Below are 24,992 nucleotides of genomic sequence, written 5' to 3' on the forward strand. Positions count from 1 at the left end.
ATCAGCCAGACTAGCAGTTTTGAAATTAAGTAAGTCATTGTTATTACTCCAATTATTTACGTTCAAGTTTAAATTCGATCCGTCGATTCTGCGACCTGCCTTCGACGGTATCGTTGGATTCAACGGGTTGGTTTTCGCCATAGCCGACACTGCTGATCAGTCCAATATTGGTAATCGCATTAACAATATAGGCTTTAACCGCATCTGCCCGTCTCTGGCTTAACGCCAGGTTATAAGCCTCATCACCGCTATTGTCGGTGTGACCGGCGATTATTAATTTATTTTCCGATACCACTTCATCACACTGTTCAAGCGTGCTAATAATTTGATCGAGTATTGGATAGCTGGTCGCCTGTAATTCGGCCGTATTAGATGCAAACAGAACTTTTTTACCCTTGATCCCAGCATCGAGTCTTGATTGACAGTCCTTAAGCGCAGGATCTTCTTGTGCGACAACAGCCTTCAGATCTGCGGTATTCTCCTGGACAGTTCCTGGTGCCGCTGATCCAGTCACTGCAACCTCTGTATCAAGATTACTGCCTAGCAGTTTTTTGGCCTCGTAAACCAGCATTAATCGTTCGCCATGTGATTCGACTTCGGCCGTTAACAGGCTGTCGCTGTCAGAAATTTTAAGTTGTGCGGTTCCCATATTGACCAGGCTGGGTAATAACTGTGTTGTGGCATCCAGCCAGTCCGCCGTTTTTACCTGCGCGCTCAGGATTAGTTCGTTTACAACATTTTCATTTCCGAAGGTTGCTTTTGCCGCGTTGACCACCGTATCAATCGACGCCTGTGACGCCAATCGACCACCGAGCACAACGGCACCATCCTGTTGTTGAATGGATAGCTCTGACGAGGATAAAGATGGTCTAATTTCAAGTTGATCATCAATAACACGAACGCCGTAAACGCTTTCAACCATTTCAATGACGAGCTGACGTGACTCGGCCGATGGTGCCATTCCCTTCAGCAAAACGTCTCGGCCACGCCCATCGAGCTCGATCGTTACCCAATCAATTTTCTCGACCGATAACTTTTCCATTATTCTGTATTCCAGGTCCGTCTCGATTATTTCCTGCCTGGACAAAATCATAAGTACAAAAAGCAACACGAGTCCGGATAAAGTGATCAGCCACCACATTTTCCAGGGTAAGTCAGCGTGTATCGGGTTTTGACTGTTTGTCATAATTAGTACCTTCCAGGCAACCAATTGGTAAATGTTTTCGAGCCGCATATAACAGCAATACACTGCTCCAGTTGCCGGCATACTACAGGCATTTTTCGGCGACATTTAACGTCAGCACCAGATTTAACAAACATTTAACAATAGGCATACGGTCTGGATGATTCATGTTCGACATTACGCGTGAACGCAGGAAAACCCGAACACAGCCTGGATGGCATCCTGTCATTATTCTTGCCTTGCCGGATCTACTGATCTCTAAAAAAGCCACTCCCGGGGGTATACGAAAATTGATTCTTGAGAATGCTCCCCATGCTGAATTGTTACGAATTGTTAATTATGGATCGAAGGCATTGTCTACTGTGATCGCCTTACCTATAGTGCCCGCGAAATAAGGTGACTTACCTGGCCTTGTAAATTTTGCAGTAACGGAGATGCAGATGGACTTTATAAAAGATTGTTTTGAAGAGCATGGCGATGCCTTAACCAAGCAATTGGAAGGGGCAGGGTTTTCAGCTGATCAAGCCAGGCAATTTTTGCCTGAAGCCGCCTCGGGTATCTTAGAATCAGCCCAGGGCCTGGACGTAGCGGATATAGCCCAGCAGCTGGTCTCGGATGGTCCTTCTCCATTCTTAAGTGCAATTAACGCAAATGCAATTGCCGAAAAACTCGGCATGAATTCTGACCTGGTAACAAAAGGCCTTGCTGCTATCGCACCTGTGTTGTCGCAGGCATTTGCACAAAAAGGTGAGGGCTTGATGGGCGCGGTGTCTTCATTGGCACCGGGAATACTAAAGCGATTTAGCTAACAGAGCACAAAATTGCCTAATTTTTTAAACTTTATATCAGACAGCATAGGAGAGACAAAAATGTCGAGAAGTATCCAAGATGTAGAAGGTATCGGTCCGAAGTATGCATCACTGCTAAAGCGGGAAGGTATTCATTCACCTGAAAAGTTGCTTGCAGTCGGCGGCGACCGGACCGGCCGAAAATTACTGGCAGAGAAAACGTCGATCAACGAGAAGCACATATTGAAGTGGGTGAACATGTGCGACCTGTTTCGCATTAAAGGGGTTGCTGGACAGTTCTCAGAACTTCTGGAAGGCGCGGGAGTTGATACTGTTAAAGAGCTGCGCAACCGTAACGCAGAGAACCTTGCAGAAAAGATGGCCGAAGTGAATAAGGTAAAGCGCCTTTGCAAGGTATCGCCCAGCCCAAAAACTGTAACACGGTGGGTTGCCCAGGCAAAAAAACTGGCGCCAGCTGTCACTTATTAATTCGATTTCAACGCGGAGAGGCGATAACAAATTTTCACTGCGATCAGCAATGAATTGATGTGGCCCAGGCTGTACCTTTTTTGATTTCGAAAAATCCGTGCGACAAAAACCGGGTATTCCCGACCGGGTATTCCCGACAAGGAGTACCCGGCCCAATAAACCGGAGACATACAAATGAACGAATATATAAACAATCTCACAGAAATGCTGGGACCAGTAGCATCAGGAAAACTGGCCCATGCCATCATCGGTCTTTTGATTCTTGTAGTCGGGCTATTTGTAGTCAAAATCCTGGCCGGTATTTTTTCCAGGATGCTTAAAAAAGTTAACTGGTTATATCGCACCAATACCGATGGCTCGATCACCGATCTGGCTTCGCCGATTGCATCATTAATCAAGGCGGTACTGACAATCTTCGTTCTCATGGCTGTTTTACAGCATTTTGGATTAACCGATGTGCTGGCACCGTTAAAGGATATGGTGACGGAAATAACCAGCGCATTGCCCAATATTATTGGCGCAGGAATTATTATTTACGCTGGCTGGATAATCGCGAAAATCGTGTCTCAGATCGTCGCCATGGCGCTTGGCAAATTTGACGAGAAACTGGCTGAAAAGACTGGTAACGATGAGATAAAAGTTTCTGCTTTTGGCAGTGCACTGGTGCTGTTCGCCATTTTATTACCCATCGTTGTCTCGGCGCTCGGCGTGTTGAATATTCCAGCGATATCTGTGCCGGCTTCGGCGATGATCGAAAAACTGATGGCCGCAGTTCCAAACATTATCGGCGCCGGCATCATTCTCCTGGTCGCCTACCTGGTAACCAAGTTCGTAATACATATGCTGAACACGCTTCTCGAAGGCATGCATGTCAACTCGTTACCGGAAAAAATAGGTGTCCAGGGGCTGTTTACTGAATCATTTACCGTAACGCGCCTGATCGGGGCAGCCATCATGTTTTTCGCAATGCTGTCAGCATCGACGGCAGCCATCAACCTGCTGGGTATCGATGTGATCTCGTCTATTTTTGCCAAAGTGATCGAGTTTGGTGGCGGCATTCTTATCGGCAGCATTATTCTCTTTATTGGATATTTTTTAAGTAACCTCGCTTATACAAAATTATTGGCAGGAACGAGTGCTGCGATCGCTAATATCGCGCGCTTCGCGATACTGGGACTGGTATTGGCGATGGGTCTAAAATCTATGGGCCTGGCGGATAACATCGTCAACATGGCTTTTGGCTTCACCATCGGTGGTGTTGCGGTTGCGATGGCGCTCGCATTTGGCCTTGGTGGCAAGGACGCAGCTAAAGCCATTACCGATAGCTGGGCATCCAGGATAATCAATAAATAATCGTCGGCTTCATACCCGGAATGTCAAGGCCCGCAAGCCTGATTCTAAGCCCTTGTGTTGACGCCAGGGTGTTTACTGAATTATCGGCCAATGCTTTGCAAAAAGATGACTCGGGTGCTCAAAGCATTTCACAAAGGTTTAACAATCTCGTTTACCCAGATTGATATGATGAAGACGAACCAAGCTATAACAGAGGCGTAGAAATGAAAACTTTATTTGTAGTAGTAGCAGTATATTCAATCGCACTAATTTCAGGCTGTAGCTCCTCAAGTCAACAATTTGGAAGCAACCAGAGCGAATACGAAGCAGAAATTAATGCTCGTAACAAGGAGCTCGAAGCGCGTGACATGGAAATCGCCGCACGTGATAAGGAACTGATGGCGCGTGACCAGGAAATCAGCGAATTAAAGAAGCAACTGGATCAAAGTCAAAAAGTATCGATGATGACCGCCAGCACAGGTACCCAGCAGGCTGGTCAATCCGATGCTTCGATGATGGCCAGATTGTTACCGCCCAAAGCCAGGGCAGGCCAGTGTTTTGCGCGCGTATTCTCCCCGCCAAAATATAAAACTGAAACCGAGAAGGTTCTCAAGGCAGATGGATACGACGAGGTAAAAATCACACCCGCTGTTTATCGTTCGGAACCCAAGACGGTATTGGTTAAAGAAGCCACGGAAGTTTTAGAAGTGATTCCGGCAGTGTATGGCTGGAAAGAGGAAAAAGTGCTGGTGAGCCCGGAAATTACCGAGTTAAGAGTTGTCCCGGCAGTCTATGCAACCGTACAAGAGCGGGTTCTGGTTAAACCTGCGCATTCGGTGTGGAAAAAAGGTACCGGCCCGATCACCAAAATTGATGAGAGCACCGGTGAAATCATGTGTCTGGTAGAGATTCCGGCCGAGTACAAAACGGTACAAAAACGCGTATTGAAAACACCGGAAACCACCAAGCCGGTCGTTGTCAAGAAGGCGGTTTACAAGACCGTTAAAACACGTGTTGTTAAAGAGCCCGCACGGACGGTGACCCGGAAAGTTCCAGCTGCCTACGATACCGTGGCGGTACAGAAGCTGGTTAAGGCGGCAAGCACCTCAAAGGTCAGCAAGCCCCCGGTTTACGAGACGGTAAAAACCTCTTACAAGGTTAGTGATGGTTACCTGAAGTGGGAGCCGATCTTATGCGAAACCAATGTGACGGGTGACATTATTCGCAAGCTTCAGCAGGCACTGAATACGAAAGGCTACCAGGCAGGTCCGGTTGATGGTATCTACGGCGCTCGGACAACCCAGGCAGTTCGCAAATACCAACAGGACAGCAAAATTCCTGGTAATGGTGAGTTGACCATCGAACTGGTTGAAGCTCTGAATATCAAGTACTGAATATCACCACCTTCGTGAGTTTGGTTGCGGCCATTACGGAAATATCCGAATGGCCGCAATTAATCAGATCTGTGGTATTAACAACAAATCAGAATTTTTAGGGGAAATAACAATGAGTATGATGAGTGAATTTAAGGACTTTGCCATGCGTGGCAATGTCGTTGACATGGCAGTAGGTATCGTCATCGGTGGTGCGTTCGGAAAGATCGTATCTTCCTTCGTTGCTGACGTTTTGATGCCGCCAATCGGCTTGTTGATGGGTGGCGTAAATTTTAGCGACCTGGCAATTATGCTGAAGGATGCTGTCGGTGAAACGGCCCCGGTAATGATCAAGTATGGGTCCTTTATCCAGACCGTAGTCGACTTCGTCATCATCGCGTTCGCGATCTTCCTTGTCGTCAAGGCGATGAACTCGATGAAGAAGCCGGAAGAAGAACCGGCACCAGCTCCGGATACAGGCCCCAGCGCCGAGGAAACTCTGCTGGGCGAGATTCGCGATCTATTGAAGCGGTAGTTGTTCTTTGTCAATGAAATGCTCGAGCCACCCGTGCAATGACGGGTGATTCGAGAAATTCACATATCCGGGCTTCTTCGTGTGACCAGGAGAGAATTTCTAGCATTTTAAAAATTTATAAAATCAAACTTGCGTGAGTACAGAAATGTTAAAGAAACTGTTATTGATTATATTTTTCATCCCACTAGTGTCGAATGCCGCCAACAGTGTTGAAGAAGAACAAGGCGTTTGGAAAGGTGAAGGTGAATTGGGCTTTACTTCTACTTCGGGTAATACAGACTCAGAAAACCTAAATGCGAAACTGGGAATTTCCAGGGAAGAAGGCAAGTGGAAACATGCAGCCTCATTAGGAGCGATCAAGAACACCACCGAAGATGAGACTACTGCCGATAGCTTGCTATTCAAGGAAAAATCTGAATACAAACTTGGTGAGAAGTCATATGCATTCGGGCAGCTGCGATACGAGGACGATGAATTCAGTGGTTACGATTACCAGACATCGATCTCATTCGGTGTCGGCTCACGCTTTATCGAAAATGAACAGCACCTCCTCGATGCATCGATCGGTTTGGGTTATCGAAGCATCAAAGACAGCGAAACCGGGGATTCGGAGGAAGACGCCATTATTACCGGGGAAGCCATCTATGCATACAAAATCAGCGAAACGGCAACTTTTACCCAAATATTTTACGTGGAAAGTGGTGATGAAAACACCCATTCAGAGTCAGATACAGGATTAAAAATGCAGATAGTTGGCAACCTGGCATCAAAGATAAGCTACCTGGTGAAACATAATTCCGACGTTCCCTCCGGCACAGATAAAACAGACAAAATCTTTTCAGTCTCGTTGGTCTACGGCTTTTGAGTGAGAACGAATCTCGAGCGATTGGCAAATAGTACAAATATGCCGGAATTGACTGATTCCACCTGGGCGATACCGGGTGGCTCGAGCATCCGCCTATACCCGTTTTCTCGATACGGCTAATAAAACGAAACCATGTTAATGAAAACTGACCCAAATCAAACTGGCAGAAGAATAAAAATGTTAAATTATTTTATAGATTTGTTAATTGATTCGGTTAAAGTTGAAACCTCCGTGAATACTGAATCGGAGTAATAAAAATGGAAGATGAAGGCGAAGCAGTTTTTGCCTCTGCTTCAGAATAAAAGGGTATCCGATGGGGATACACAAAGATTTCGTTACTGAAATCAAACCTTTATTTGTGACAGGTGACGGACATTACAATTTGGAGGTGGTCGGCGCACCACGCTGCCAAAAATACCTTAAAATGCTCGATAAGCACTTCTTGAAACAAGGCGGTCAGCAAGCGTTAATCGCAAAATTGCATTACGAAAATTGTAATCCTTACGACAACAAGGCAATCAGGGTTGTGATCAATGGCGGGAAAGTGGGTTACCTGTTACCCGGGGATGCAAAATTGTTCAGAAAACGGCTCGAGCGAGTGGGGCAGGAAGGAGCCATTATCGCCTGCAATGCCATAATTACTGGTGGTAAACGAACCTGGAATTTCAAGAAAACAGCTTATGATATTCGGCTCGATTTACCGCTGTCGAAATTGTAGCTTCCAGGTATCTTTCAGCTCTATTACTATCGATGCGAGCCCTGTAACGGCACCAGGTAATCGATTGGTGGTGTATTCCGTGTATTCCAGGTCGGATCACCAGGATTCAAGTAGATCCGTTTTTAAAGGACAACCAGCCCGTTCAGTAACTTTATTATTTCCGGTTTGTACTTATTGGCTAGCGCCGTTCCCGTGAACGCGAGCAGTTGGCTGGCGCCTTTTGAATTGGAGTGGTAATAACCCATGTAAGTCGCCTTGATTCCATTTACGACGCCCGACATTTCCATAAATATTACTTTTTGCCCATTAACAATTCTGTATTCCTTAGTTACAACTCTCACGTTTGTGCCAACTTTTTCCATATTTTCCAATGCAATTTCGGCCAGGTTGTCGAGATTCACCTCGATCGATTCCGTAATGGCCATGGCGTAAATTTCCAGCTTCTTATGCTTTAACTCGTATTCGGCTTCCGGGTTGAGAGCACCTTTTTTTGTGAATCCCCATTTGGCAGGGTTCATCCAGAAACCGAGGTTATTAACCTTGCTTTTGACTGGAAAACTGGCACTCGATGGTTTTTTAAATTTTTTCGAGTTGGTTTTTATAACTTTAGCTTGTGAAGTTCGGGACTGATTTTCGTAATGCCAGGTCCCATCTGAATTTAGTATTACGATTTCGCCTGTACTGGTAAACGCTTTTTCACCAGCAAAGACCAGGGAGGTACCGAGTGTAAATAATACGGTAGCAAGTACCGAGATATAACGTGAGGTGAGCATATTATTCCGCCGCAAAGAGTTACAGGAAAGTTAAAGTTAATATAGTTCAAGAATTTGGGGATTTCAGGGATAGGTAAAGGGAGACAATCAGGAAATTCCGAGCGGCCCGTTAACAGGTATACTGTCCCCGGAATCGGAGTTAACTGTCACATTGAATTCGTGGCAATACAACCGGCACAGTTTTGTTGATAAATCGGTAAAGAACAGAGGGCGCTCGTATGACAAATCGAACCATTTTAATCACTGGTGCCAATCGCGGCATTGGCCTGGAACTAACAGAACAATTTGCAAAGGACGGATGGCAAGTACTCGCCTGCTGCAGGAGTCCAGCCGATGCCGGGGAATTGCAAGCGCTAACCGAACAAGGAACGGCCATTGAAGTACATACACTAGATGTTACTAACTATGAACAAATGGCATCATTGGCAGATCAACTTCGTGACAGACCAATCGATATCCTGCTCAGTAATGCTGGTATCTATGGTTCGAAAGGTGCCAGTTTTGGTGAGATCGATGCAGTGGAATGGCGCAATGTGCTTGAAGTCAATACGATTGCACCACTAATGCTGGTACAGGCATTCGTAGAACAGGTAGCGGCAAGCCAACAAAAACTGGTGGCGGTCATCAGCAGCAAGGTTGGTAGTATCGCAGACAACAGCAGTGGCGGAAGTTACATGTACCGCAGTTCCAAGACTGCAGTAAACCAGGTCGTGAAAAGTCTTTCCATCGACCTGGCCGACCGCGGCATAAGTGTGATAAGCCTGCACCCGGGTTGGGTTCAGACCGACATGGGTGGGCCCAATGCGGAAATCAGCACGGACGCGAGTGTGTCCGGGTTAAAAAACATTCTGCAATCTGCGGGGCTCGCCCAAAGCGGGCAGTTCATCGAGTACGACGGAAGCAGTATTCCGTGGTAGCAACCAGTCTCAGCAAGCCTTGCCACCCCTCGGGGATTCACGTTCTATTCCAACGGAAATTTAACTGACGGAGCGCCGAATGAAACTTGTCACTGTCGCAGCCTCTCCATTTGCCCGCAAAGTTCGCGTTCTGATCCTCGAGCTGGGCCTTCAGGAGGCAGTTACAATGCAGGATCCCGGAGTGGTAACACCGGTTTCCAATAATGCAATGCTGAACGCAATCAATCCACTGGGCATGCTACCCGCACTGGAGCTCGACAACGGGGATTGCCTGTATGATTCTCCGGTTATCTGCGAGTACCTTAATCACGTTGCGGACGGGCCGCTTTTCCCATCTGAGCCAGCCCGCAGGTTTCAGGCACTTGGTTTGCAGGCACTCGCCGACGGCATCCTCGATCTCTCGGTTGCCTTGCGGTATGAGACCGCCTTGCGACCGCAAGCGCTTCACTGGCAGGAGTGGATCGATCATCAGAATGAAAAGATTGAACGCGGGCTCGATGCACTGGAATCACGTTGCGAACAGTTCGAACCATCGCCATTGATAGGAGAATTCACCGTCGCCTGTGCCCTCGGCTATCGGGACTTTCGTTTTGCTGACTCTGACTGGCGCCCCGGACGCCCTGCGCTGACGCAATGGTTCAACCAGATCATGCAGCGCGACAGTCTCGCAAACACGATGCCGGAATAGCCTGCAGATCGATTATTAATGCCTAGCCCGATTCATTCCGATGTGACAGATACGGTACGCATCGGTGCCCGTCGTTTCGAGCAATCACCGTACTACAAGCACTATGCGAACCCAAAAACAGTGCTCGGCGTTGCCGCAGGTCGCTACTACGCGGCTTCCAATGGAGAAGACCCGGTAGAAACCTACTGGACCCTGCGACGCAAGGCAGTTCTTTTCGACGTACCGGAGAAACCCTGGCAAATTGAAGGGCCCGATGCCCTGTCTTTCCTGGAAAAGATATTCGCGCGTCGGATCGGGACTTTAGCGGAAGGACGCGGTCGTTACGCTATAGCATGTACCCCCGATGGTGGCACATTCATGGATGGCATTTTATTTAAACTGGCACAGAATCGTTTTTGGTACGTGCAGCCTGATGGGGCCCTCGAAGAATGGTTGATTGCACATAGTGACGACTTCGATGTAAAAATTTCTGATCCTGCTTCACGGGTACTGCAAATTCAGGGCCCGAACTCCATGAAGATCATGTCGGATGCCTCTGACGGCGCCATCGATGAAAACATGAAGTACTTCGATTCGGGCTACTTCGATATCGGGGGACAGCTGTTGTATGTCTCGCGTACAGGCTGGACCGGTGAGCTGGGTTATGAAATATATTCAGAAGGCGCAACAACTGATCATGACCTACTCTGGAATCATCTGGTTGAAACGGGTTCTCCACATGGCATGGTGTTCGGGAGCCTGGTTGCGATGGGGATTCGACGGATCGAAGCGGGAATCCTGGATAACCTTTCGGATTTCGATGCTTCGATGACACCTTACCAGGCGGGTCTGGGGTCGTTCATAGAACTCGACAAAGAAGACTTTATAGGCAGGGACGCATTGCTGCAAGCGGACCGGGAGACCTTGCTTTACGGCGTAAAATGCCCATCGACGGCACCGCAGGATCACGATGAGATCATGGATGGTCCTACAGGCGTGGGGCGGATGACGGCCGGCGCCTGGTCACCCTTCCTCGAGAATGGTATCGGGTATGTCAGGTTCGAAGAACCCGGCGACTGGGCCGGCAAATCACTATCGATGAAAACCCTGCGGGGTGAAACTGTTGCCTGCGAGATCGTCGCACTGCCTTTCTACGATTCCGAGAAGCGCATTCCTAGAGGCATGTGAATTACGGTGACAGTTACCTTAACTCGAACCTTTGAATTTGGAATTAAGTTAACTGTCACCTTAATTTATTTTGGAATGGCTAATGCCAGGGCTAACCTGGTACGGGTCGCCGATAGCGAATCTCGATCTAATCCATTTATGCAGTTCCATCACGAACATTACCGATAGCGCCAGACCCAGTAAGGTTAGCCACTGCTCAAAGGTAACCGGGCTCGCACCCAGTACATCGCCTAACCACGGAGTATACATCGCGCCAATGTGGACCAGCTGGGCGATCAGGGTGCCGGCCAGCAACAGCTTGTTACGCAACGGATTGTGCCTAAATACGGACAGGGTTTCCGAGCGGCTGTTGAATACATGCACATTTTCAAACAACACCATCAACAGCAGGGTACTGTTGCGCGCCTGCTCCAGGCTGAAACCCTGGTCCAGCAACCACTTGAAAAGACCAAACGCAACCACGCCTATAACAATCGCCGAAATGATGACGCGTTCGAGCATGATGCGGTTGAAAATTGCCTCCCTGGGCGGTCGTGGCGGTCGCTCGAGTTCCCCGCCCTCACCCGGTTCAAACGCAAGCGCGACATCCTGAATGCCGTTCGTTACCAGGTTCAACCAGAGCAGTTGCACCGCCAGCAGGGGTAACGGTAGCCCTGTAATCATTGCAAGCACGAACAGAACCAGCTCGGCCGCTCCTGTAGATATCAACAGGAAAATCACCTTGCGCACGTTGGAATAGGCAATCCGCCCTTCCTCGACGCCATCGACAATCGAGTCGAAGTTGTCATCGGTAATGATGATATCGGCCGTTTCTCGGGCGACGTCAGTACCACTCGCGCCCATCGCCACACCCACATGCGCCATGCGCAGCGCCGGGGCATCGTTGGCGCCATCGCCGCTGACTGCGACGTAATGGCCGTTGCGCTGCAGGGATTGCACGATGTCCAGCTTTTGTGTCGGCTCAACCCGTGCGAATACCGAGGCACCTCGTGTCATGCGGTCCATTTCAATTTCATTGGCCGCTGTTTTCAACTGTGGTCCTGTAACTACCTGCGACTCATCCTCGAGTAAATTTAACTCGCGGCCAATCGCATACGCGGTGACTGGATGGTCCCCGGTCACCATCGCCACCTGAATTCCTGCAGCTTTGCATTTGGCGACCGCTGGTTTCGCTTCAGGCCGCAGTGGATCGATCAGCCCAACCAGTCCAATCAAGGTCAGGTTAACAAGATGCTTATGGTTAAAATCCTCATCCTCCCTGACAACGACATCGCCGCAGGCCAGCGCGATAACCCGGTAACCCCCGGCTGCCAGTGCCTTGGCCTGGGCTTCTACCGCGGCTTTATCGAGATCACTGGTGCCCTCGGCCAGCGCGACCCTGTCACACATCAGCAGCAGGTTTTCAAAAGCGCCCTTGACAAACGCGCGTGTCTTGCCGTCTACCTGGTTAAGACTGGCGCTATAAAGCCGCTCCGATTCAAATGGCATGCTGTCGATCTCCGGGCATGCGCTAATTGCCTCGGCTCGAACCCAGCCCGCCCGGTGAGCCATGATCAACAAGGCGACATCGACCGCATCGCCGTTACTGGCCCAACTGCCGTTCTGGTGTCCGAGGTAACCCTCGTTCGCGAGCACCGCGCATTGGCAAGCCGCATCAAGCAATTTACATTCGTCGGCATCAGGTTTTCCCTGTTCGGTAATAATCTCCCCATTGGGCTCATGGCTGTCGCCGGTAACTTCCCAGTTGTCGTGCCCTGGAAACGCCAGCCGGCGTACCGTTAGCTGGTTTGCGGTCAGGGTTCCCGTTTTATCGGAAGCAATGTAAGTGCAGGATCCCAGTGCTTCGACCGCAATCAGGCGCCGCACGATGACATCACGGCGCGACATGCGTTGCATCCCGATCGCGAGCGCCACGGTCAGCGCGACCGGCAGACCTTCCGGAATAACCGAAACCGCCAGTGCAACCGAGGAAAGAAAAATCTGGGAGACCGGCATCCCACGGAACAATAGAATTATCGCCATTACGACTACCGCACAACCCACGAAAATTGCGACGCGTTGCGTAAAACGCTCCATGCGCTCCTGCAGCGGGGCCTTGGCGCCAATATCGCCAATTACCGATTCGGCGATTACGCCAAGTTCAGTCGCCAGACCGGTACCAACCACGACACAACTAGCGCGGCCCCGGTTAACCAGGCTGCCGGCAAAAGCCATGTTGATGCGATCACCCAGAACCGTATCTTCGCCCAGGATGACGTCAGCCCGCTTGATAACCGCGATCGATTCACCGGATAGCAAGGATTCGTCAATTTCAATATTGTGACTATCAAGAATGCGCATATCGGCGGGAACCCGTTCCCCAGATTCCAGCAGTACGACATCTCCCGGCACAATCTCTTCCGAGTCAATTTCGTATGCATCGCCTTCACGCAATACGCGCACCCGCGTGATCATCATCTTTTGCAGGGCATCGGCGGATCGTTGTGCCGAGTACTCCTGCACTGTACCAATTACCGCGTTCAGCAGAAGTACGGCACTTATAAAAATCGCATCCGAAAACTCCTGGATTAAAATTGATACCAACGCAGCAGCAACGAGTACGTATATCAGGGGGCTCTTAAACTGGTTCAGAAAAACTTCAAACAGTCCCGGCGGTGTTTTTCGAGGTAGCGCGTTTGGCCCATATTGTTGCTGGCGCCGCGTGACCTCAGCGCTCGACAATCCAGTTGCCTGCGCATCGAGGCCAGAAAGGATCCGTTCGCTACTTAATGCATGCGGATACTCAGTAATAGCCGTTTCAGGCGCTATCTGCGTTACGCGCTGATTCATGATTAAAGAATGTAACTCCACTGACGGTGTTGATTATTAGCTTTTATGTTGAAAACCTAGCGTAAAACCTTGTCGTTTCGGTTGATCCGAGTCAATCAAGCAGACTTATTTTCGTTTCGGTTCGTAAATCACCGCTGATCATCGGATATAGAGTGCCAGTTTTCCCTGATGGAGACTCTCATAAAACCGTGGTGGAAGGCAATCTTCGTCCACCAGCGGCCTCGCGATAGCTTCTCGCGCAGACCCTAAAAGTAGCGTGACCCACACGGGGGACAACCTGGAATAGTAACCATAATACTGAAGCAGCCGGATAATCAGACCTGGTTAATCGGGGTGAAGTAGAAAATTTACCTTGTAATATTTTCACTGGCTGATAACTATTAAGTTAATCAGAACTCCTTAATCAGGGGAAATATCAGTCATGTTCAGGTTGCTCGTGGTTCCAATATCTATCGGGGTACTGGCTTTTTTATTCGTCTATTTTATTGCGCCCGTAATTGTTCCGAAGCCGGGTATTGTCGCGTATGTCGCCGAGTTTACCCTTTACTTGTCAAACTCGTATTTCGAAACTATGCCGCCGGTTATTGCCAGTTATATAGCCAATTTGAACCTGGTAATGGTCGCCTTGACGGTGGGATTACTTTTGACGGTGGTTATTCAGCTAGTCGTGATAATTGGAGGCACGTTTATTCGCATCATAAAGTGGATAGTATCGTACCTACGTAAAGGCAGGGGTGAAGAGGTCGTACAGGATTTGTCACCTATCGACCTGGACCCGAGATTTATGGGTTCGAGCCCAGGGAAAAAAATTCTCGGACGCGGCCTCGATACGATTGACCGAAATTAACGGGCACTATCTTTCCCCGATTACTTTCTGACTGACTAGCTGAGCAGCCACGCGGCAGTGGGTAAAGCAATCCCGGTCTGTAGAACTATAACCGGGATTTCAATCGCGAGAAATCAGGCGCTAGTTAGGTCCCTTGAAGCGTGAGGAATCGGCATCTCCAGGCTTATAAGGCGAAGGTAATTTATCCTCACTTCTGCGGTCCTGCCTGATACCCGAAAGTTCCTTTTCGTGAGTGAACAGTATTTCCAGGGCAACTTTATACGTGCTGAACGCCCGGTGGTACCGATCCTGGTCCGGGAACAGCGTGTTGATGTATTCCATCATCAGCGCAGTCGGCAGGCCGACCAGCGAACTGATGATCGCCACGGCAGCACCGGATTTGAGATCTCCGCCCTGGCTCAGCGCCAGGTAAAATCCCGCAAACGTACCGATAATACCGATCAAAATGATCATGAAGGGCGCCCGGCCGAGCAGGCCGCCAATCGCCTCCGAATCGAAGAACTTGTAGGTCGTGCCGAAGTGCGGATTCCGATCGAGCGCGATGCGGCTGATCATTTCGTAATCCGGCGCCTGACCATAATCCTGGTCCTTCAACTCGTTGGTCGTCATATCGATAATCGCTTCGGTGCCGTTGACCATATCGAACCAGCGGTCGAACAGCTTGGGCTGTTCTCCGGTGACCAGGTTTTTTTCCACTAGGTCTTCCTGGGTTTTATCCAGCAGAATGTTCGCCTGGGTATCGAGTTTGTGCGATTGGAGCTTGAGCTTTTCCGCCTCCTTGATCTTGGCGCGCAATTCCTCGAGATAAGGGTCCTTGCCCGAATACAGCGTGACGGGAATGGCCAACTGGGAAGCCGACAGCGTCGGGTCGAAGTTGGCGGCCAGGGCTACCTCGGCCTGCTGTCGCACACTGTCCACGTAGTCCAGGTCGGAAGGCGTTGTTTGTACTTTCTTGTACTCGAAAACCGCGTAATAGAATGCCGTTGTGAAACGACTGAGCGAAGCGATCTTGTAATGCAAACCGAACTTGAAAAACAGGAACACGACGAAGCAAACTGCGATACCGCCGATAAACAGTCTTCCGATCATTTGGTTGGTGAGCTGTATATCGAAAAAGAACACGAAATACACTGCTGCCGCGAGAATAACCAAAAATATATACTTAAACATTGTTGCTCCCTAACCCATAGCCAGGATTTAAAATAGTGTTCTACTCTTCCGAATATAGTTTAAATTCGAGAATAGACGCCTGCTCCTTCTTACAATCGTACTCGAGACATTTTGCCTTTTGTCCCACTAGATGACTGGGAACCGGGTTTGCAGTCCGGTATCCCAATGCTTCAATGCCCAGGTCGGCTTTCAACTGAGCCCGGTACTCGTAATCACCCATTTCAGTGGCATCGAAAATGAAGCTATACATGGCAAGGGCGCGATCGTTACTCAATTTTAAATTGTATTCACGCGCCTCTTCCCCTTCGAAAGAGGTATCGTTGATATCGAAATATTTACCCCGGAAAATCGGAGAAGTCAGACCGGAAATTTTGAGCGACTCTATCTGTTTGGCCGCGTTTTCATTTTCGTAAATACTCCTCGCATACTTGGGAATCATGACCCGGAGTAAATCCTTCATGCTGTCCGAAAGCTCAGCGGATCCGCGCACGAAATAGGATTCCTGGAAGTTGATCCTGACCTTGCCGGTCTTTTGGTCGATATCCACGTCTCCTTCATTGGAGTCCTTGAAGTTCTCGAGAAGGTTGTCGACGATCTGTTCCCTGACCTTCTCTCCCTCTTTCCTGGCTTTCTCAGCCTCGAGAAAAGGCTTCAGCTCTGCATCCTTCGCTGCCTCGAGCTGGGCAAGCTGCTGGGCCAGCTCATCCGCGTGTTCCTGCTCAACTTCTGCCTTGGCATTCTCTTTAGCCGTCGCGGCCGCTGCTATCGCTTCTGCTTCAGCTTCTGCTTCTGCCTGCTTCCTGGCTTCCTCTGCGGCTGCTTCCGCCGCTGCCTGTGCCCGCTGTTTAGCCTTTTCAGCCGCTGCCTGTGCTTCTGTCTCAGCTTCCGCTTCTGCCTGCTGCCTGGCTTCCTCAGCCGCGGCCTGTGCCGCTGCCTGTGCCGCTGCTTCCGCTGCTGCCAGTTCCCGTGCTTTTTGCGCTTCAAGCTTGGCTTGCTGGGCAGCCAGCTCTTGTGCGAGTGCCTGTTCAGCCTCTGCTGCTGCCTGCTGCCTGGCTTCCTCTGCCGCGGCCTGTGCAGCTGCCTGTGCGGCTGCTTCCGCGGCTGCCAGTTCCTGTTGACGTTGTGCGTCTAGCCTGGCTTGCTGAGCAGCCAGCTCTTGTGCGAGTGCCTGTTCAGCCTCTGCTGCTGCCTGCTGCCTGGCTTCCTCTGCGGCGGCTTCTGCCGCTGCTTGTGCTGCTGCCAGTTTCTGTGCTTCCAGTTCTTCTTTTTGCTTTGCCAGAGCCTCGGTTTGTTCCTGTTCTGCCTTTGCCAATGCCTGCTCTTTTTCCTGTTTTATCTGCTCGGCTTCCCTGGCTGCTTGCGTGTCCCGCTCGATACGTTGCTGCTCTACCTTTGCCACCTCAACTTGTTTTTGCATCTCGAGTTCTGCTTCCTTCCTTTGCAACTCTTGTACCCGCTTCATCTCGACTTCAACAAGTGCCTGCTGGGTAGTTTCGAGTTGCGTCTCCTTGGCCGTAACGACCTGCTCTAGCTGTTCCTTAACTGACGTTACTTCTGCTTCCTTTTGTTGCTCCAGCTCAGCTACTTCCCTTTTCTTTTGTGCTTCAAGCTCGGCCGTTTGCCTTGCCACTTCCTGCTCTTGCTCAAGTTCCAACTTGGCGACGAGACGTTCATATTCCTCCGAAGCCTGGCTTTGCTGCTCGGCCAGCATTTGTGTAAATTGAGAGACTAATTGTTTCGCTTTCTGATCTCTCTCGGCCTCAATTTCCTCTAACGACTTCACGGCATTTTGTGCCAGGATCTCGCGACGTTGCTGCCTGGCCTTTTCAGCCGCGGCAAGCTCTTCTTGCAGTTTTTTGTAATCGACAGTGATCTTCTCGATCGTCTCCTGACTTTTCTCCTGCGAGGCAATGATTTCATCACTCGAGTAAATCATGAACACGATCGCCAGCACGGCGAACAGATCGATCATCGGAATCAGTGCATCGATCGTCTTTGACTTGTTCGTATCAGGTGGTGTATTGAACATGAGCTACGTTTCAGTTAGTTCCAGATTGTTTGGTTAATATGTGTATATCGAGATTAATAATAGTCCAGACTGGCAAAAAACCACGGTCAATTTTCGGTGGCACCTGTCACGGTTGGTGGGTGGGCGTGGATCGGGTCTAAAATCTGTGCTCCGCACTCGCCTTGCGTTCGAGGCTGCGCAGTAATTTTTATATAAATCAACCTCTTACCGGAGCTTCTTCAAATCTTGATGAGCAGGCAAGAAATCGAACGGGTCGGTATCGAATCATTGCCCTAAAGAATTCCATTCGCAGTAACGGGCCTAACCAGGAGGATCGTTTTTTAAAAATGCCGATATTAGATAGGGTGCCAGGAGTAGCTAGGGTGCCAGGAGCGGAAGCGAATCTGTGCAATATCCATGGGTGCGCACATTCTGAATTACAGGGGACCGTATGCCTATTTCAATTCCGGATTTTCATTACCACATCATTACTCCAAAATTGCCCCTTCTGTGTTGCCAATACAAGCGCACACGCAGTATATAGGTGCGACCGGCAAATAGCCTTTCTTCGAAGTAGGCATTAAAGTCTTCGCCACTGTCATCATCGCCGACCCTGTAACGCGGCTTGCCGTCGATCTCTTCAAACAGCACCATCACAGCATCGGCATTACCGAAAGTTCCAAATTCATACCAACGCGTTGCCGTCGGTTTCACATAGAAATTTAGTTGTTTTCCCGGGTTAATGGTCACCCGGACAGACCTGAACGGTTTCAAAACCTTATAGTCATTGACTGACAGCGGAGGGTAAAAGATATTGCACCACTCTTTGTCTCTCGCTGATAGCCCCGGTCTTGGAATCAGTGGCCTGGTCTGGAATTCCTCAGGCTTGAGGATCATGCCTTTGTCGAACGGGTAGTGCATGATGGAATCTTTGTCCCACTCAGAGCCGCGTACCTCAGCTTGCTCCAGCTTTCTTATTATATTCCAAAAGGTTGTTTCACGACTCCAGAAATTCGGTGGTCCCGCAAGATTTGCATAAACTGCCTCTTCATCCCACTCGATGCCCGAATTCGGGTTTTGGTGTTCGTGTGGAAATCCGAGAGTGTGTCCGATTTCGTGAATTGCAGTATCGATGTCGTTGCGGATATTCCAACCAAAATTCATCGTCTGATCACTGATACCCTGATCGAGAACATCTCGACCGACGTAGGACCACGCTCCATCACCACGCCTGAAGCCAATCCTGATTTCAGCTTCATCTGCCGAATCAACCTCGACGAACTCAAGGCCAATTCCTACATTTTTCCATCTCTTGAATGCGTCACGGACAACATCGCGCTCAGCCGCGGTGCCTCGTTGACCCGCGTTTTTAAAGAAATAGTAGTGAAGCCGCGTGCCGTTCGCCCACTTTTTATCTGAGATCCGTATAAGAGCCGCGCGGTCGCTATTAACTCGTCGTCCAAATTCTCGTTCAGGGGTGACCGGCTGGCAGCAATATTTGAAGGAGATCTTCTGCTTTTTAACCGATTGAGTTTTTTTTCTATTGTTACGTTTCTTTTGTGTTGTCTTTTGTTTATTTTTCGCGGCCATCAAAAATTCCTCATATTTGTCCTATTTCGACTTAGGTAGCAAGTCAATCTCCAGCTCAAAGAGTTACCTCAGTACCAGGTGACCGATCTTTCGCAGTCTATAAATAGCTTTGTCTAAAGCACCTGTGATCAAAATACTGCCGCAAATTACGGACAGGTCAAGGTATTGCTATTACAAGAAGAAAAAAGTCTCTTTTTATAATAAGGGACAGACCTGAGCAGTTTACTCTACGTAATATCGAGTTGTACCCAGAGTGGGCGATGATCAGATATATGATGCTTTACATGTCGATTGAACAGACCAATTGCTTTGCTCTTCGGCATTTGACTCAAAAGTTTCTCCCACAATGGCTTAAATGCAGCCTTGTCGAAATCAAAAACGCCTTGTGCGGTTATTCTTGTTTTAGGAATTGTTGGGGCAAACGCCATTTGGTCATATGTCCTGTCGTTGCCCAGGTTCGAACCTCCCGTCTTGGATGTGTAGTCAACTGGACACCAACCATACTTTACTAGTTCCTTGTAGGTGCTTTCCGTCTTTTCCATTGCTGGTACGTTCATATCTCCGATCAGAATGATGTCCTTGTCATATGTGGTCGCTTTGTTCTTTCGACGGTCTGCCCATCTTGCAAGCGCGTGAATCTCAAGAACCCGCCTCGCGTACTTCTTCCGATCTTCTTTCTTCTTTGAGTTCTGGAATTCCCCAAAGTACAGGTGGACATTGGCCAGTACAAAGTCAAATTTTCCAGACGAAAATGATCCGATAAACGGGTTTCTGTCAAATGGGACAAATCTGTGATTCTGGAACTTGTCGATACGATTGACTCCATTTGAGTCTGTCCATCTGACTTTGACGGTTCTTTTCGGATACTCTCGGGGCCTTAGTGCCAGCTCACCGAACAGATTAGTCGGAGTGACTTTATCTGTGTGATAGACGAATGCGAGACGCTCATTATTACCGGCTGTATCGGACATGATGAATTTATACTTGCTACCCATCATCTCAACAATTTTAGCAAAGGTTCTAAATTCGTCGTTAACCTCTTGCACTGCAACCAGGTCAAAGCGTTTTAAGATATGCGCCACCAGTTTCCTGGCGTTTGGCGTTCGGTCTTGCGCGCCGAGATTGGCAATATTCCAGGATGCTATCAGCAGGCGTCCGTTTACAGATTTCGGAACTGTGCGTTTGCTGAAATGTCGGGTAATAGCTGCCTTTTCCCTGGTGGAATTGTAGGTATGCTTTGGAACTGGGCTTTTGAACGGAATCGCCATGTTGTTCTCTATTTATTTTGTTGATATTCGAAGTGATGGCTAACAGTGTAGTGGGGTCAGGCTTTACAATCCACAAATCAAGCGCGACCTTCCTTGGGTTTTACGACACGGCCGACCATAGCGTAACTCACGCAGAATAATCACCTGCCACGGTCCGAGTACAATGCCCACTCAGATAATCCATTGCCATAGCTTCTCGACGCTTGCTAAATTTTTCTTCGAAATGTTTAAGCGGTTCGGGCGGCGCCTGTTCCTGTTTTCTGGGAATATCTAACCCGGACTGGTCTGGATCACTCTTGCACTGGACATTCTCTACAAATTTGTCAGCCCCCAGATATATTTGATTCTTCAACGAATCCCAGGGGGAAGGCTGGTTTTCATAGTCAGGGGACAGCAGGCCGGCTCTACAGGAACGCTCGGCGGTAAAAAGGATTGGGTATACTGTCTCCGGAACTGCTTTCGGAATTCGCTATGCGCAGCTTATTTAACCGCCTACCCCTGTCTATCCTGATCGTGTTGTGTCTCACCCTGGGATTGGCTCCTTTCACACCTGAACCGCATCTTTGGGAGAAGCTCAAGATGCTGGCTTCGGGTGAGCTCAACGAACCCCTCGACATTTTCGATTTATTGCTCCATGGAACCCCATGGCTACTGCTGATCATCAAGCTATTTTTGGCGTCAAAAAGTAAACCGGAAGAGTAAATTTAGATGCTGAAAGGTCTGGCCCCGATCATTTCTGGGCACCTCGTCTATACTTTTATTTTTTAAACGGCCAACAAATCCGGGCTTGCGAAATTTTTAAGAAGAGGGAAATATGAAGACTTCGATGGTAAGGAGTTTTGTCTTTACCCTGCTTGTATTAAACGCCTCGATTACTTATGCAGCGTCCATCGAAACTGTTTTTGATGATGCCGCCCTTTACACGGTCAAGATTGAGACTACAACCAGGCATCCATACATAAACGACACGCATGGAACCATTACGGGTGCAGGATTCCTGATCAACAAAGCCAAAGGCTGGGTGCTTACCAATCGTCACGTGGCTGCAGAAGCACCTTCTTCTGTCAATGTAAGATTCAAGGGTGGCGATTATTTTGCTGCAGAAAAGTTCTACCTCGACCCACAGATTGATTTAGCACTGGTAAGAATCCCCGGCGAAGCTATCCCGCAAAATGCAACAGAAGCCAGGCTGGGCTGCAACGAAAAGCCCGAGATGGGTAACCCCGTCGTCGTCTTTGGTCATCCTGCCGGTTTGAACTTTACCGGCACCCGCGGAATTATATCAGGCACAACATTCGTGGGTGGCAACGAATCACTTCAAACCGATGCGCCACTCAATAGTGGTAACTCCGGTGGGCCATTAATAAGCCTCAAATCGGGGAAGGTTGTTGGGGTTAGCCAGGCGAAGATAAGCAGAAACGACACAGAAGGTTTAAATTTGACTGTTTCGATAGACCATGTCTGTAAAATTGTGTCACTGATCGAGGCAGATCGAGACCCTTCACCACCCTCATTTCCAATCGTGTTTATCGCACATGATTCGGATAGGCCCCGCCTTGTCGTGGCGCGCTCCTATTACGCTGACAAATCGCTATTAGAATTTGGAGATATTATCAAGCGTGTTAGTGGCACAACCGAACAAATTACAAATATCGACCACCTCATGTATCAACTCCGCGGAGTCAAGGAAGCTGCAGATCTGGTCATAGAGAGGAACGGAGAAAAAATGATCGTGACCTTACCCTTCACACCTCAACCAAAAATGCTCGAACAAACCGGCCTTGCGCTTTCCGGCATGACGCTTAGCAACTTTAACCCGATCGACAGGGGCGAGGGTGGATACGAAGATGCAGTTTACGTGGCCCATGTTGCACAAGGTTTGGAAGCTTATAATGCATGGTTCGAAGATAGCGATCTGATATATTCCATCCAGGGAAAGAGAGTCTTTTCAACTGACGAGGTACATCAACTTATGGGGCGCCCGTTGCGAGACTTTGCACCACAAAGCATAACAATGCACAACTAATCCCCGCAAAACTCCGTACAAAATAAAGATGGTGCAAGAGTTGGTATCTTAATGTTTGGCTACTGCTGAAAGAGCTTATTTATCAACCAGGCGCTCGCTTAATTCAATTCCGCTCCTAATATCGAAAAATACACTTCAAGTCTGCGTGAGCGCTGGTAAAGCGCTCCAGATAGATAGGGATTTGAATATTAATTTTGAAATCAACGTATGCTTTGAGCAAACGTTTGAACATCGTCGACTAACAGTTGCGATTCCTCCATTGCACCAAAATGCCCACCGCGTGGCATTTCGGTCCAGTGCTAAACATTGTGGAAGCGTTCTATTTTTAGGATATATTTTTGGATGGTGAGCGCGATCGCCCCGGAGCCGGTGGCGAAGGTACTTCATGGCGAACCAGGGATTCCCTCCCCTGATTTCGGAACGCAGATTAAAGCGTCAGCACCAACTAGCTGTTCTCGGGCTCGTCTTCGTCATCTTCATCTTTATCGTCGTCGTCCTCATCATCGTCGTCCTCATCATCGTCGTCCTCATCATCGTCGTCTGACTTTTGTTTATTGTCCTTGTCTTTCCTCTTATCTCCATCTTTCCTCTTATCTCCATCTTTCCTCTTATCTCCATCTTTCCTCTTATCTCCATCTTTCCTCTTATCTCCATCTTTCCTCTTATCTCCATCTTTCCTTTTATCGTTCTTATCCTTCTTATCCTTCTTATCCTTCTTGTCCTTCTTATCCTTCTTGTCCTTCTTATCCTTCTTGTCCTTCTTATCCTTCTTATCCTTCTTATCCTTCTTATCCTTCTTATCCTTTACTTCATCTTCTTCGACTTCGGCTCCCTCGCTCGATTCCGTGTCGGTTTGGTGGGAACTAGCCAAAATGAGTGGCGTGGAAACGAAACCGGTTGCCATCGAAGGTGTCGCCATAAAAAACGCGATTATGAAAGGTAAAATCAGTTGCTTCATGATGATTAAGTCTCTTGTAAGTGAATTAAAAACTTGTACAGGCGATCATGCCAGCCCAGGTGCCATAAGACACCGTAACTATTTAATATAAAATTACATAATGACAGCCAAAGCGTACGTCCGGTGGCATTGTCCAAGGTTTTGTCTTAATCCAGCATGAACGAATCCAGGAATCTTGTTTTTATTATTTACATCACGATTTCACCTATGCCCGGCAATCGTGAGCAGACTCAATGGTCAGTGGCTTGTTGTGAGATTGGTGCCGGGACGGACAAAATCGCCAGGAGCGATTTTGCGCGAGCGAAGTGAGTCCAAAGAACTCGGCTCAGGGATGAGCCGCGCAATCGAACTGGCCCGCATTCGGCGGTCCGCGTTCGGCACCGACACGAGGATATTCAGTCGGATATAAATTTTCTTAGCTTAATAAAAACAGTTACTTACGCGCTTCCCATTTCAGTTTGTGCCAGTAAATAGCAGTAATTTACGGTTAATGGGGCACAAATTTGGCACGCAACTACGGTAGTCATTTCAATAGAGCTAAAGGGGGCAGACCACGTATTTAACTATTAGGCCTTTAGAAAAATGTGGTCTGCGCCCTATATATTTTTGAAAAAGGGATCGGCATAAAAGCCGATAAACCTTAAAAAATGGGGCGCACCCACAGTGCTTTTATTTCGGGGAATTCGAGTGCGCCCCATAATTATGTGCGCGACCGGGATGGCATCGTCAATTTCCCTGTAACACTAGTGCCCAATGCGGGTTACCGTGATCCTGGCCACCGGGTTGCGCCAGTCATAGATGGCTGGCTGCAACAGCAGATCGCCAACGCCATGAATGCCACGATGGATATGCACATAACCCTCGTCATCGGGATTTTTGTAGGTCGACAAGCCTTCGCCTTCGCAGATCGGGCCGGGAATGTTCACACACAATTCGTCATTCGGTTCGGTGCCCGCGTCATAGCCAGGTGAATAATAGGTTTGCGTGCCGCGTTTCGGTGCTTTGACACTGTCGAGCGCAATGAATCCGTCGTTGGTCGGCAGCATCATCGCGGCAAGGCTGATTCGCCGCGCCCCGTGACGGGCTTTCAACACGACCGTAACTGAGTGGCCTGGCATCAGCGGGCCTCCCGAATTCTGCACATCGGCCACTTGGTTCATGTCTTTGAGCGCAGCTTCGAGTAGCGAAATATCGCCAGCCTCGGCTATCGCGGTCAATTCCTCGCTCGCGGGCGAACCGAGTCCAATCAGATCGATCTGCCTACGGTGACTTGCAACCAGAATCGGTGTAAAGATTATGGCGTTGGTCAGGTTCGTAATCGTCACATGGTAAGTAGGCCAACCGCTGGACTGTGCTGATGATGAGATAACAATCAAGCTGGATACAAGCAGCGCGCCCAGCGCTTTCTTCAGGGTTGTAAGCATGGTCTTTCCTCCTCGAATAAGAGGCTTGACTATGCGTACTACAG

22 protein-coding genes are annotated in these 24,992 nt (G+C 48.9%); 13 read left to right on the forward strand and 9 right to left on the reverse strand.

The genetic code is table 11. The features are described 5' to 3' along the window. Positions 1-52: 52 nt before the first annotated feature. Complete coding sequence (locus tag OES20_02855) at positions 53-1,093, reverse strand: OmpA family protein (GenBank protein MDH3633621.1); 1,041 nt, start codon at positions 1,091-1,093, stop codon at positions 53-55. 530 nt (positions 1,094-1,623) lie between these two features. Here OES20_02855 and OES20_02860 point away from each other — a divergent pair. The 7 genes from OES20_02860 (at position 1,624) to OES20_02890 (ending at position 7,283) form a co-directional block, all read left to right on the forward strand. Then, positions 1,624-1,992, forward strand: coding sequence for a hypothetical protein (locus tag OES20_02860; protein ID MDH3633622.1), 369 nt, complete (start codon positions 1,624-1,626; stop codon positions 1,990-1,992). Positions 1,993-2,052: 60 nt separating this feature from the next. After that, complete coding sequence (locus OES20_02865) at positions 2,053-2,460, forward strand: DUF4332 domain-containing protein (GenBank protein MDH3633623.1); 408 nt, start codon at positions 2,053-2,055, stop codon at positions 2,458-2,460. 174 nt (positions 2,461-2,634) lie between these two features. After that, positions 2,635-3,813 carry a mechanosensitive ion channel gene (locus tag OES20_02870; protein ID MDH3633624.1) on the forward strand — a complete coding sequence of 393 codons (1,179 nt, stop codon included), beginning with the start codon at positions 2,635-2,637 and terminating at the stop codon, positions 3,811-3,813. Between the two features lie 203 nt (positions 3,814-4,016). After that, positions 4,017-5,186 (forward strand): peptidoglycan-binding protein, encoded by a 1,170-nt coding sequence (locus OES20_02875; protein ID MDH3633625.1) that lies wholly within the window; start codon positions 4,017-4,019, stop codon positions 5,184-5,186. A 118-nt stretch (positions 5,187-5,304) separates the two neighbouring features. Further along, positions 5,305-5,700 carry a large-conductance mechanosensitive channel protein MscL gene (mscL, locus tag OES20_02880; GenBank protein MDH3633626.1) on the forward strand — a complete coding sequence of 132 codons (396 nt, stop codon included), beginning with the start codon at positions 5,305-5,307 and terminating at the stop codon, positions 5,698-5,700. Between the two features lie 145 nt (positions 5,701-5,845). Next, on the forward strand, positions 5,846-6,565 hold the full coding sequence (locus tag OES20_02885; protein ID MDH3633627.1) for a DUF481 domain-containing protein: 720 nt from the start codon (positions 5,846-5,848) through the stop codon (positions 6,563-6,565). 424 nt (positions 6,566-6,989) lie between these two features. Next, positions 6,990-7,283 (forward strand): hypothetical protein, encoded by a 294-nt coding sequence (locus OES20_02890; protein MDH3633628.1) that lies wholly within the window; start codon positions 6,990-6,992, stop codon positions 7,281-7,283. A gap of 122 nt (positions 7,284-7,405) precedes the next feature. Here OES20_02890 and OES20_02895 read toward each other — a convergent pair whose 3' ends face one another. Next, positions 7,406-8,056, reverse strand: coding sequence for a DUF4962 domain-containing protein (locus OES20_02895; GenBank protein MDH3633629.1), 651 nt, complete (start codon positions 8,054-8,056; stop codon positions 7,406-7,408). A gap of 218 nt (positions 8,057-8,274) precedes the next feature. Here OES20_02895 and OES20_02900 point away from each other — a divergent pair, with 218 nt between their 5' ends. The 3 genes from OES20_02900 (at position 8,275) to OES20_02910 (ending at position 10,828) form a co-directional block, all read left to right on the forward strand. After that, positions 8,275-8,973, forward strand: a complete 699-nt coding sequence (locus OES20_02900) for an SDR family oxidoreductase (protein ID MDH3633630.1) — start codon at positions 8,275-8,277, stop codon at positions 8,971-8,973. Positions 8,974-9,052: 79 nt separating this feature from the next. Next, entirely contained in the window at positions 9,053-9,661 is a 609-nt protein-coding gene (locus OES20_02905; GenBank protein MDH3633631.1) for a glutathione S-transferase family protein, read from the forward strand. Positions 9,662-9,679: 18 nt separating this feature from the next. Then, entirely contained in the window at positions 9,680-10,828 is a 1,149-nt protein-coding gene (locus tag OES20_02910; protein ID MDH3633632.1) for an aminomethyltransferase family protein, read from the forward strand. A gap of 60 nt (positions 10,829-10,888) precedes the next feature. Here the strand turns inward: OES20_02910 and OES20_02915 are convergent, their stop codons facing one another. Further along, entirely contained in the window at positions 10,889-13,657 is a 2,769-nt protein-coding gene (locus OES20_02915; protein ID MDH3633633.1) for an HAD-IC family P-type ATPase, read from the reverse strand. A 421-nt stretch (positions 13,658-14,078) separates the two neighbouring features. Between OES20_02915 and OES20_02920 the strand changes: the two genes are divergently transcribed. After that, positions 14,079-14,504, forward strand: coding sequence for a hypothetical protein (locus OES20_02920; protein MDH3633634.1), 426 nt, complete (start codon positions 14,079-14,081; stop codon positions 14,502-14,504). Positions 14,505-14,624: 120 nt separating this feature from the next. On the opposite strand, the gene OES20_02925 is transcribed toward OES20_02920, so the two are convergent. From OES20_02925 to OES20_02940, 4 genes are all read right to left on the reverse strand, one after another. Then, positions 14,625-15,674, reverse strand: a complete 1,050-nt coding sequence (locus OES20_02925) for a hypothetical protein (GenBank protein ID MDH3633635.1) — start codon at positions 15,672-15,674, stop codon at positions 14,625-14,627. A gap of 40 nt (positions 15,675-15,714) precedes the next feature. Further along, a complete protein-coding gene (locus tag OES20_02930; protein ID MDH3633636.1) occupies positions 15,715-17,703 on the reverse strand; it encodes a hypothetical protein in 1,989 nt (662 codons plus the stop codon). 456 nt (positions 17,704-18,159) lie between these two features. After that, positions 18,160-19,272: a M12 family metallopeptidase gene (locus OES20_02935; GenBank protein MDH3633637.1), complete on the reverse strand. Its 1,113-nt coding sequence runs from the start codon at positions 19,270-19,272 to the stop codon at positions 18,160-18,162. Positions 19,273-19,499: 227 nt separating this feature from the next. Next, positions 19,500-20,540, reverse strand: a complete 1,041-nt coding sequence (locus OES20_02940) for an endonuclease/exonuclease/phosphatase family protein (GenBank protein ID MDH3633638.1) — start codon at positions 20,538-20,540, stop codon at positions 19,500-19,502. 471 nt (positions 20,541-21,011) lie between these two features. On the opposite strand from OES20_02940, the gene OES20_02945 reads away from it, so the two are divergent. Continuing rightward, positions 21,012-21,242, forward strand: coding sequence for an RND transporter (locus tag OES20_02945; protein MDH3633639.1), 231 nt, complete (start codon positions 21,012-21,014; stop codon positions 21,240-21,242). A gap of 112 nt (positions 21,243-21,354) precedes the next feature. Next, the gene (locus OES20_02950) at positions 21,355-22,566 is read left to right on the forward strand and encodes a trypsin-like peptidase domain-containing protein (GenBank protein ID MDH3633640.1); all 1,212 of its coding nucleotides are present in this window, start codon (positions 21,355-21,357) and stop codon (positions 22,564-22,566) included. A gap of 445 nt (positions 22,567-23,011) precedes the next feature. Here the strand turns inward: OES20_02950 and OES20_02955 are convergent, their stop codons facing one another. Together OES20_02955 and OES20_02960 are read right to left on the reverse strand one after the other, a co-directional pair. Further along, the gene (locus OES20_02955; GenBank protein MDH3633641.1) at positions 23,012-23,524 is read right to left on the reverse strand and encodes a hypothetical protein; all 513 of its coding nucleotides are present in this window, start codon (positions 23,522-23,524) and stop codon (positions 23,012-23,014) included. Between the two features lie 743 nt (positions 23,525-24,267). After that, positions 24,268-24,948, reverse strand: a complete 681-nt coding sequence (locus tag OES20_02960) for a spondin domain-containing protein (protein MDH3633642.1) — start codon at positions 24,946-24,948, stop codon at positions 24,268-24,270. Between the last annotated feature and the right edge of the window lie 44 nt (positions 24,949-24,992).

The sequence above is a fragment of the Gammaproteobacteria bacterium genome (genome assembly GCA_029862005.1).
Classification (GTDB): Bacteria; Pseudomonadota; Gammaproteobacteria.

Excerpts from the sequence above, each read along its gene's own strand:
- OES20_02935 (MDH3633637.1), bottom strand. The coding sequence starts at position 19,272 with ATGGCCGCGAAAAATAAACAAAAGACAACACAAAAGAAACGTAACAAT.
- mscL (MDH3633626.1), top strand. The coding sequence starts at position 5,305 with ATGATGAGTGAATTTAAGGACTTTGCCATGCGTGGCAATGTCGTTGAC.
- OES20_02860 (MDH3633622.1), top strand. The coding sequence starts at position 1,624 with ATGGACTTTATAAAAGATTGTTTTGAAGAGCATGGCGATGCCTTAACC.
- OES20_02925 (MDH3633635.1), bottom strand. The coding sequence starts at position 15,674 with ATGTTTAAGTATATATTTTTGGTTATTCTCGCGGCAGCAGTGTATTTC.
- OES20_02940 (MDH3633638.1), bottom strand. The coding sequence starts at position 20,540 with ATGGCGATTCCGTTCAAAAGCCCAGTTCCAAAGCATACCTACAATTCC.
- OES20_02890 (MDH3633628.1), top strand. The coding sequence starts at position 6,990 with ATGCTCGATAAGCACTTCTTGAAACAAGGCGGTCAGCAAGCGTTAATC.
- OES20_02875 (MDH3633625.1), top strand. The coding sequence starts at position 4,017 with ATGAAAACTTTATTTGTAGTAGTAGCAGTATATTCAATCGCACTAATT.
- OES20_02900 (MDH3633630.1), top strand. The coding sequence starts at position 8,275 with ATGACAAATCGAACCATTTTAATCACTGGTGCCAATCGCGGCATTGGC.
- OES20_02930 (MDH3633636.1), bottom strand. The coding sequence starts at position 17,703 with ATGTTCAATACACCACCTGATACGAACAAGTCAAAGACGATCGATGCA.
- OES20_02945 (MDH3633639.1), top strand. The coding sequence starts at position 21,012 with ATGCGCAGCTTATTTAACCGCCTACCCCTGTCTATCCTGATCGTGTTG.
- OES20_02960 (MDH3633642.1), bottom strand. The coding sequence starts at position 24,948 with ATGCTTACAACCCTGAAGAAAGCGCTGGGCGCGCTGCTTGTATCCAGC.
- OES20_02870 (MDH3633624.1), top strand. The coding sequence starts at position 2,635 with ATGAACGAATATATAAACAATCTCACAGAAATGCTGGGACCAGTAGCA.
- OES20_02895 (MDH3633629.1), bottom strand. The coding sequence starts at position 8,056 with ATGCTCACCTCACGTTATATCTCGGTACTTGCTACCGTATTATTTACA.
- OES20_02885 (MDH3633627.1), top strand. The coding sequence starts at position 5,846 with ATGTTAAAGAAACTGTTATTGATTATATTTTTCATCCCACTAGTGTCG.
- OES20_02865 (MDH3633623.1), top strand. The coding sequence starts at position 2,053 with ATGTCGAGAAGTATCCAAGATGTAGAAGGTATCGGTCCGAAGTATGCA.
- OES20_02905 (MDH3633631.1), top strand. The coding sequence starts at position 9,053 with ATGAAACTTGTCACTGTCGCAGCCTCTCCATTTGCCCGCAAAGTTCGC.
- OES20_02915 (MDH3633633.1), bottom strand. The coding sequence starts at position 13,657 with ATGAATCAGCGCGTAACGCAGATAGCGCCTGAAACGGCTATTACTGAG.
- OES20_02920 (MDH3633634.1), top strand. The coding sequence starts at position 14,079 with ATGTTCAGGTTGCTCGTGGTTCCAATATCTATCGGGGTACTGGCTTTT.
- OES20_02950 (MDH3633640.1), top strand. The coding sequence starts at position 21,355 with ATGAAGACTTCGATGGTAAGGAGTTTTGTCTTTACCCTGCTTGTATTA.
- OES20_02855 (MDH3633621.1), bottom strand. The coding sequence starts at position 1,093 with ATGATTTTGTCCAGGCAGGAAATAATCGAGACGGACCTGGAATACAGA.
- OES20_02955 (MDH3633641.1), bottom strand. The coding sequence starts at position 23,524 with ATGAAGCAACTGATTTTACCTTTCATAATCGCGTTTTTTATGGCGACA.
- OES20_02910 (MDH3633632.1), top strand. The coding sequence starts at position 9,680 with ATGCCTAGCCCGATTCATTCCGATGTGACAGATACGGTACGCATCGGT.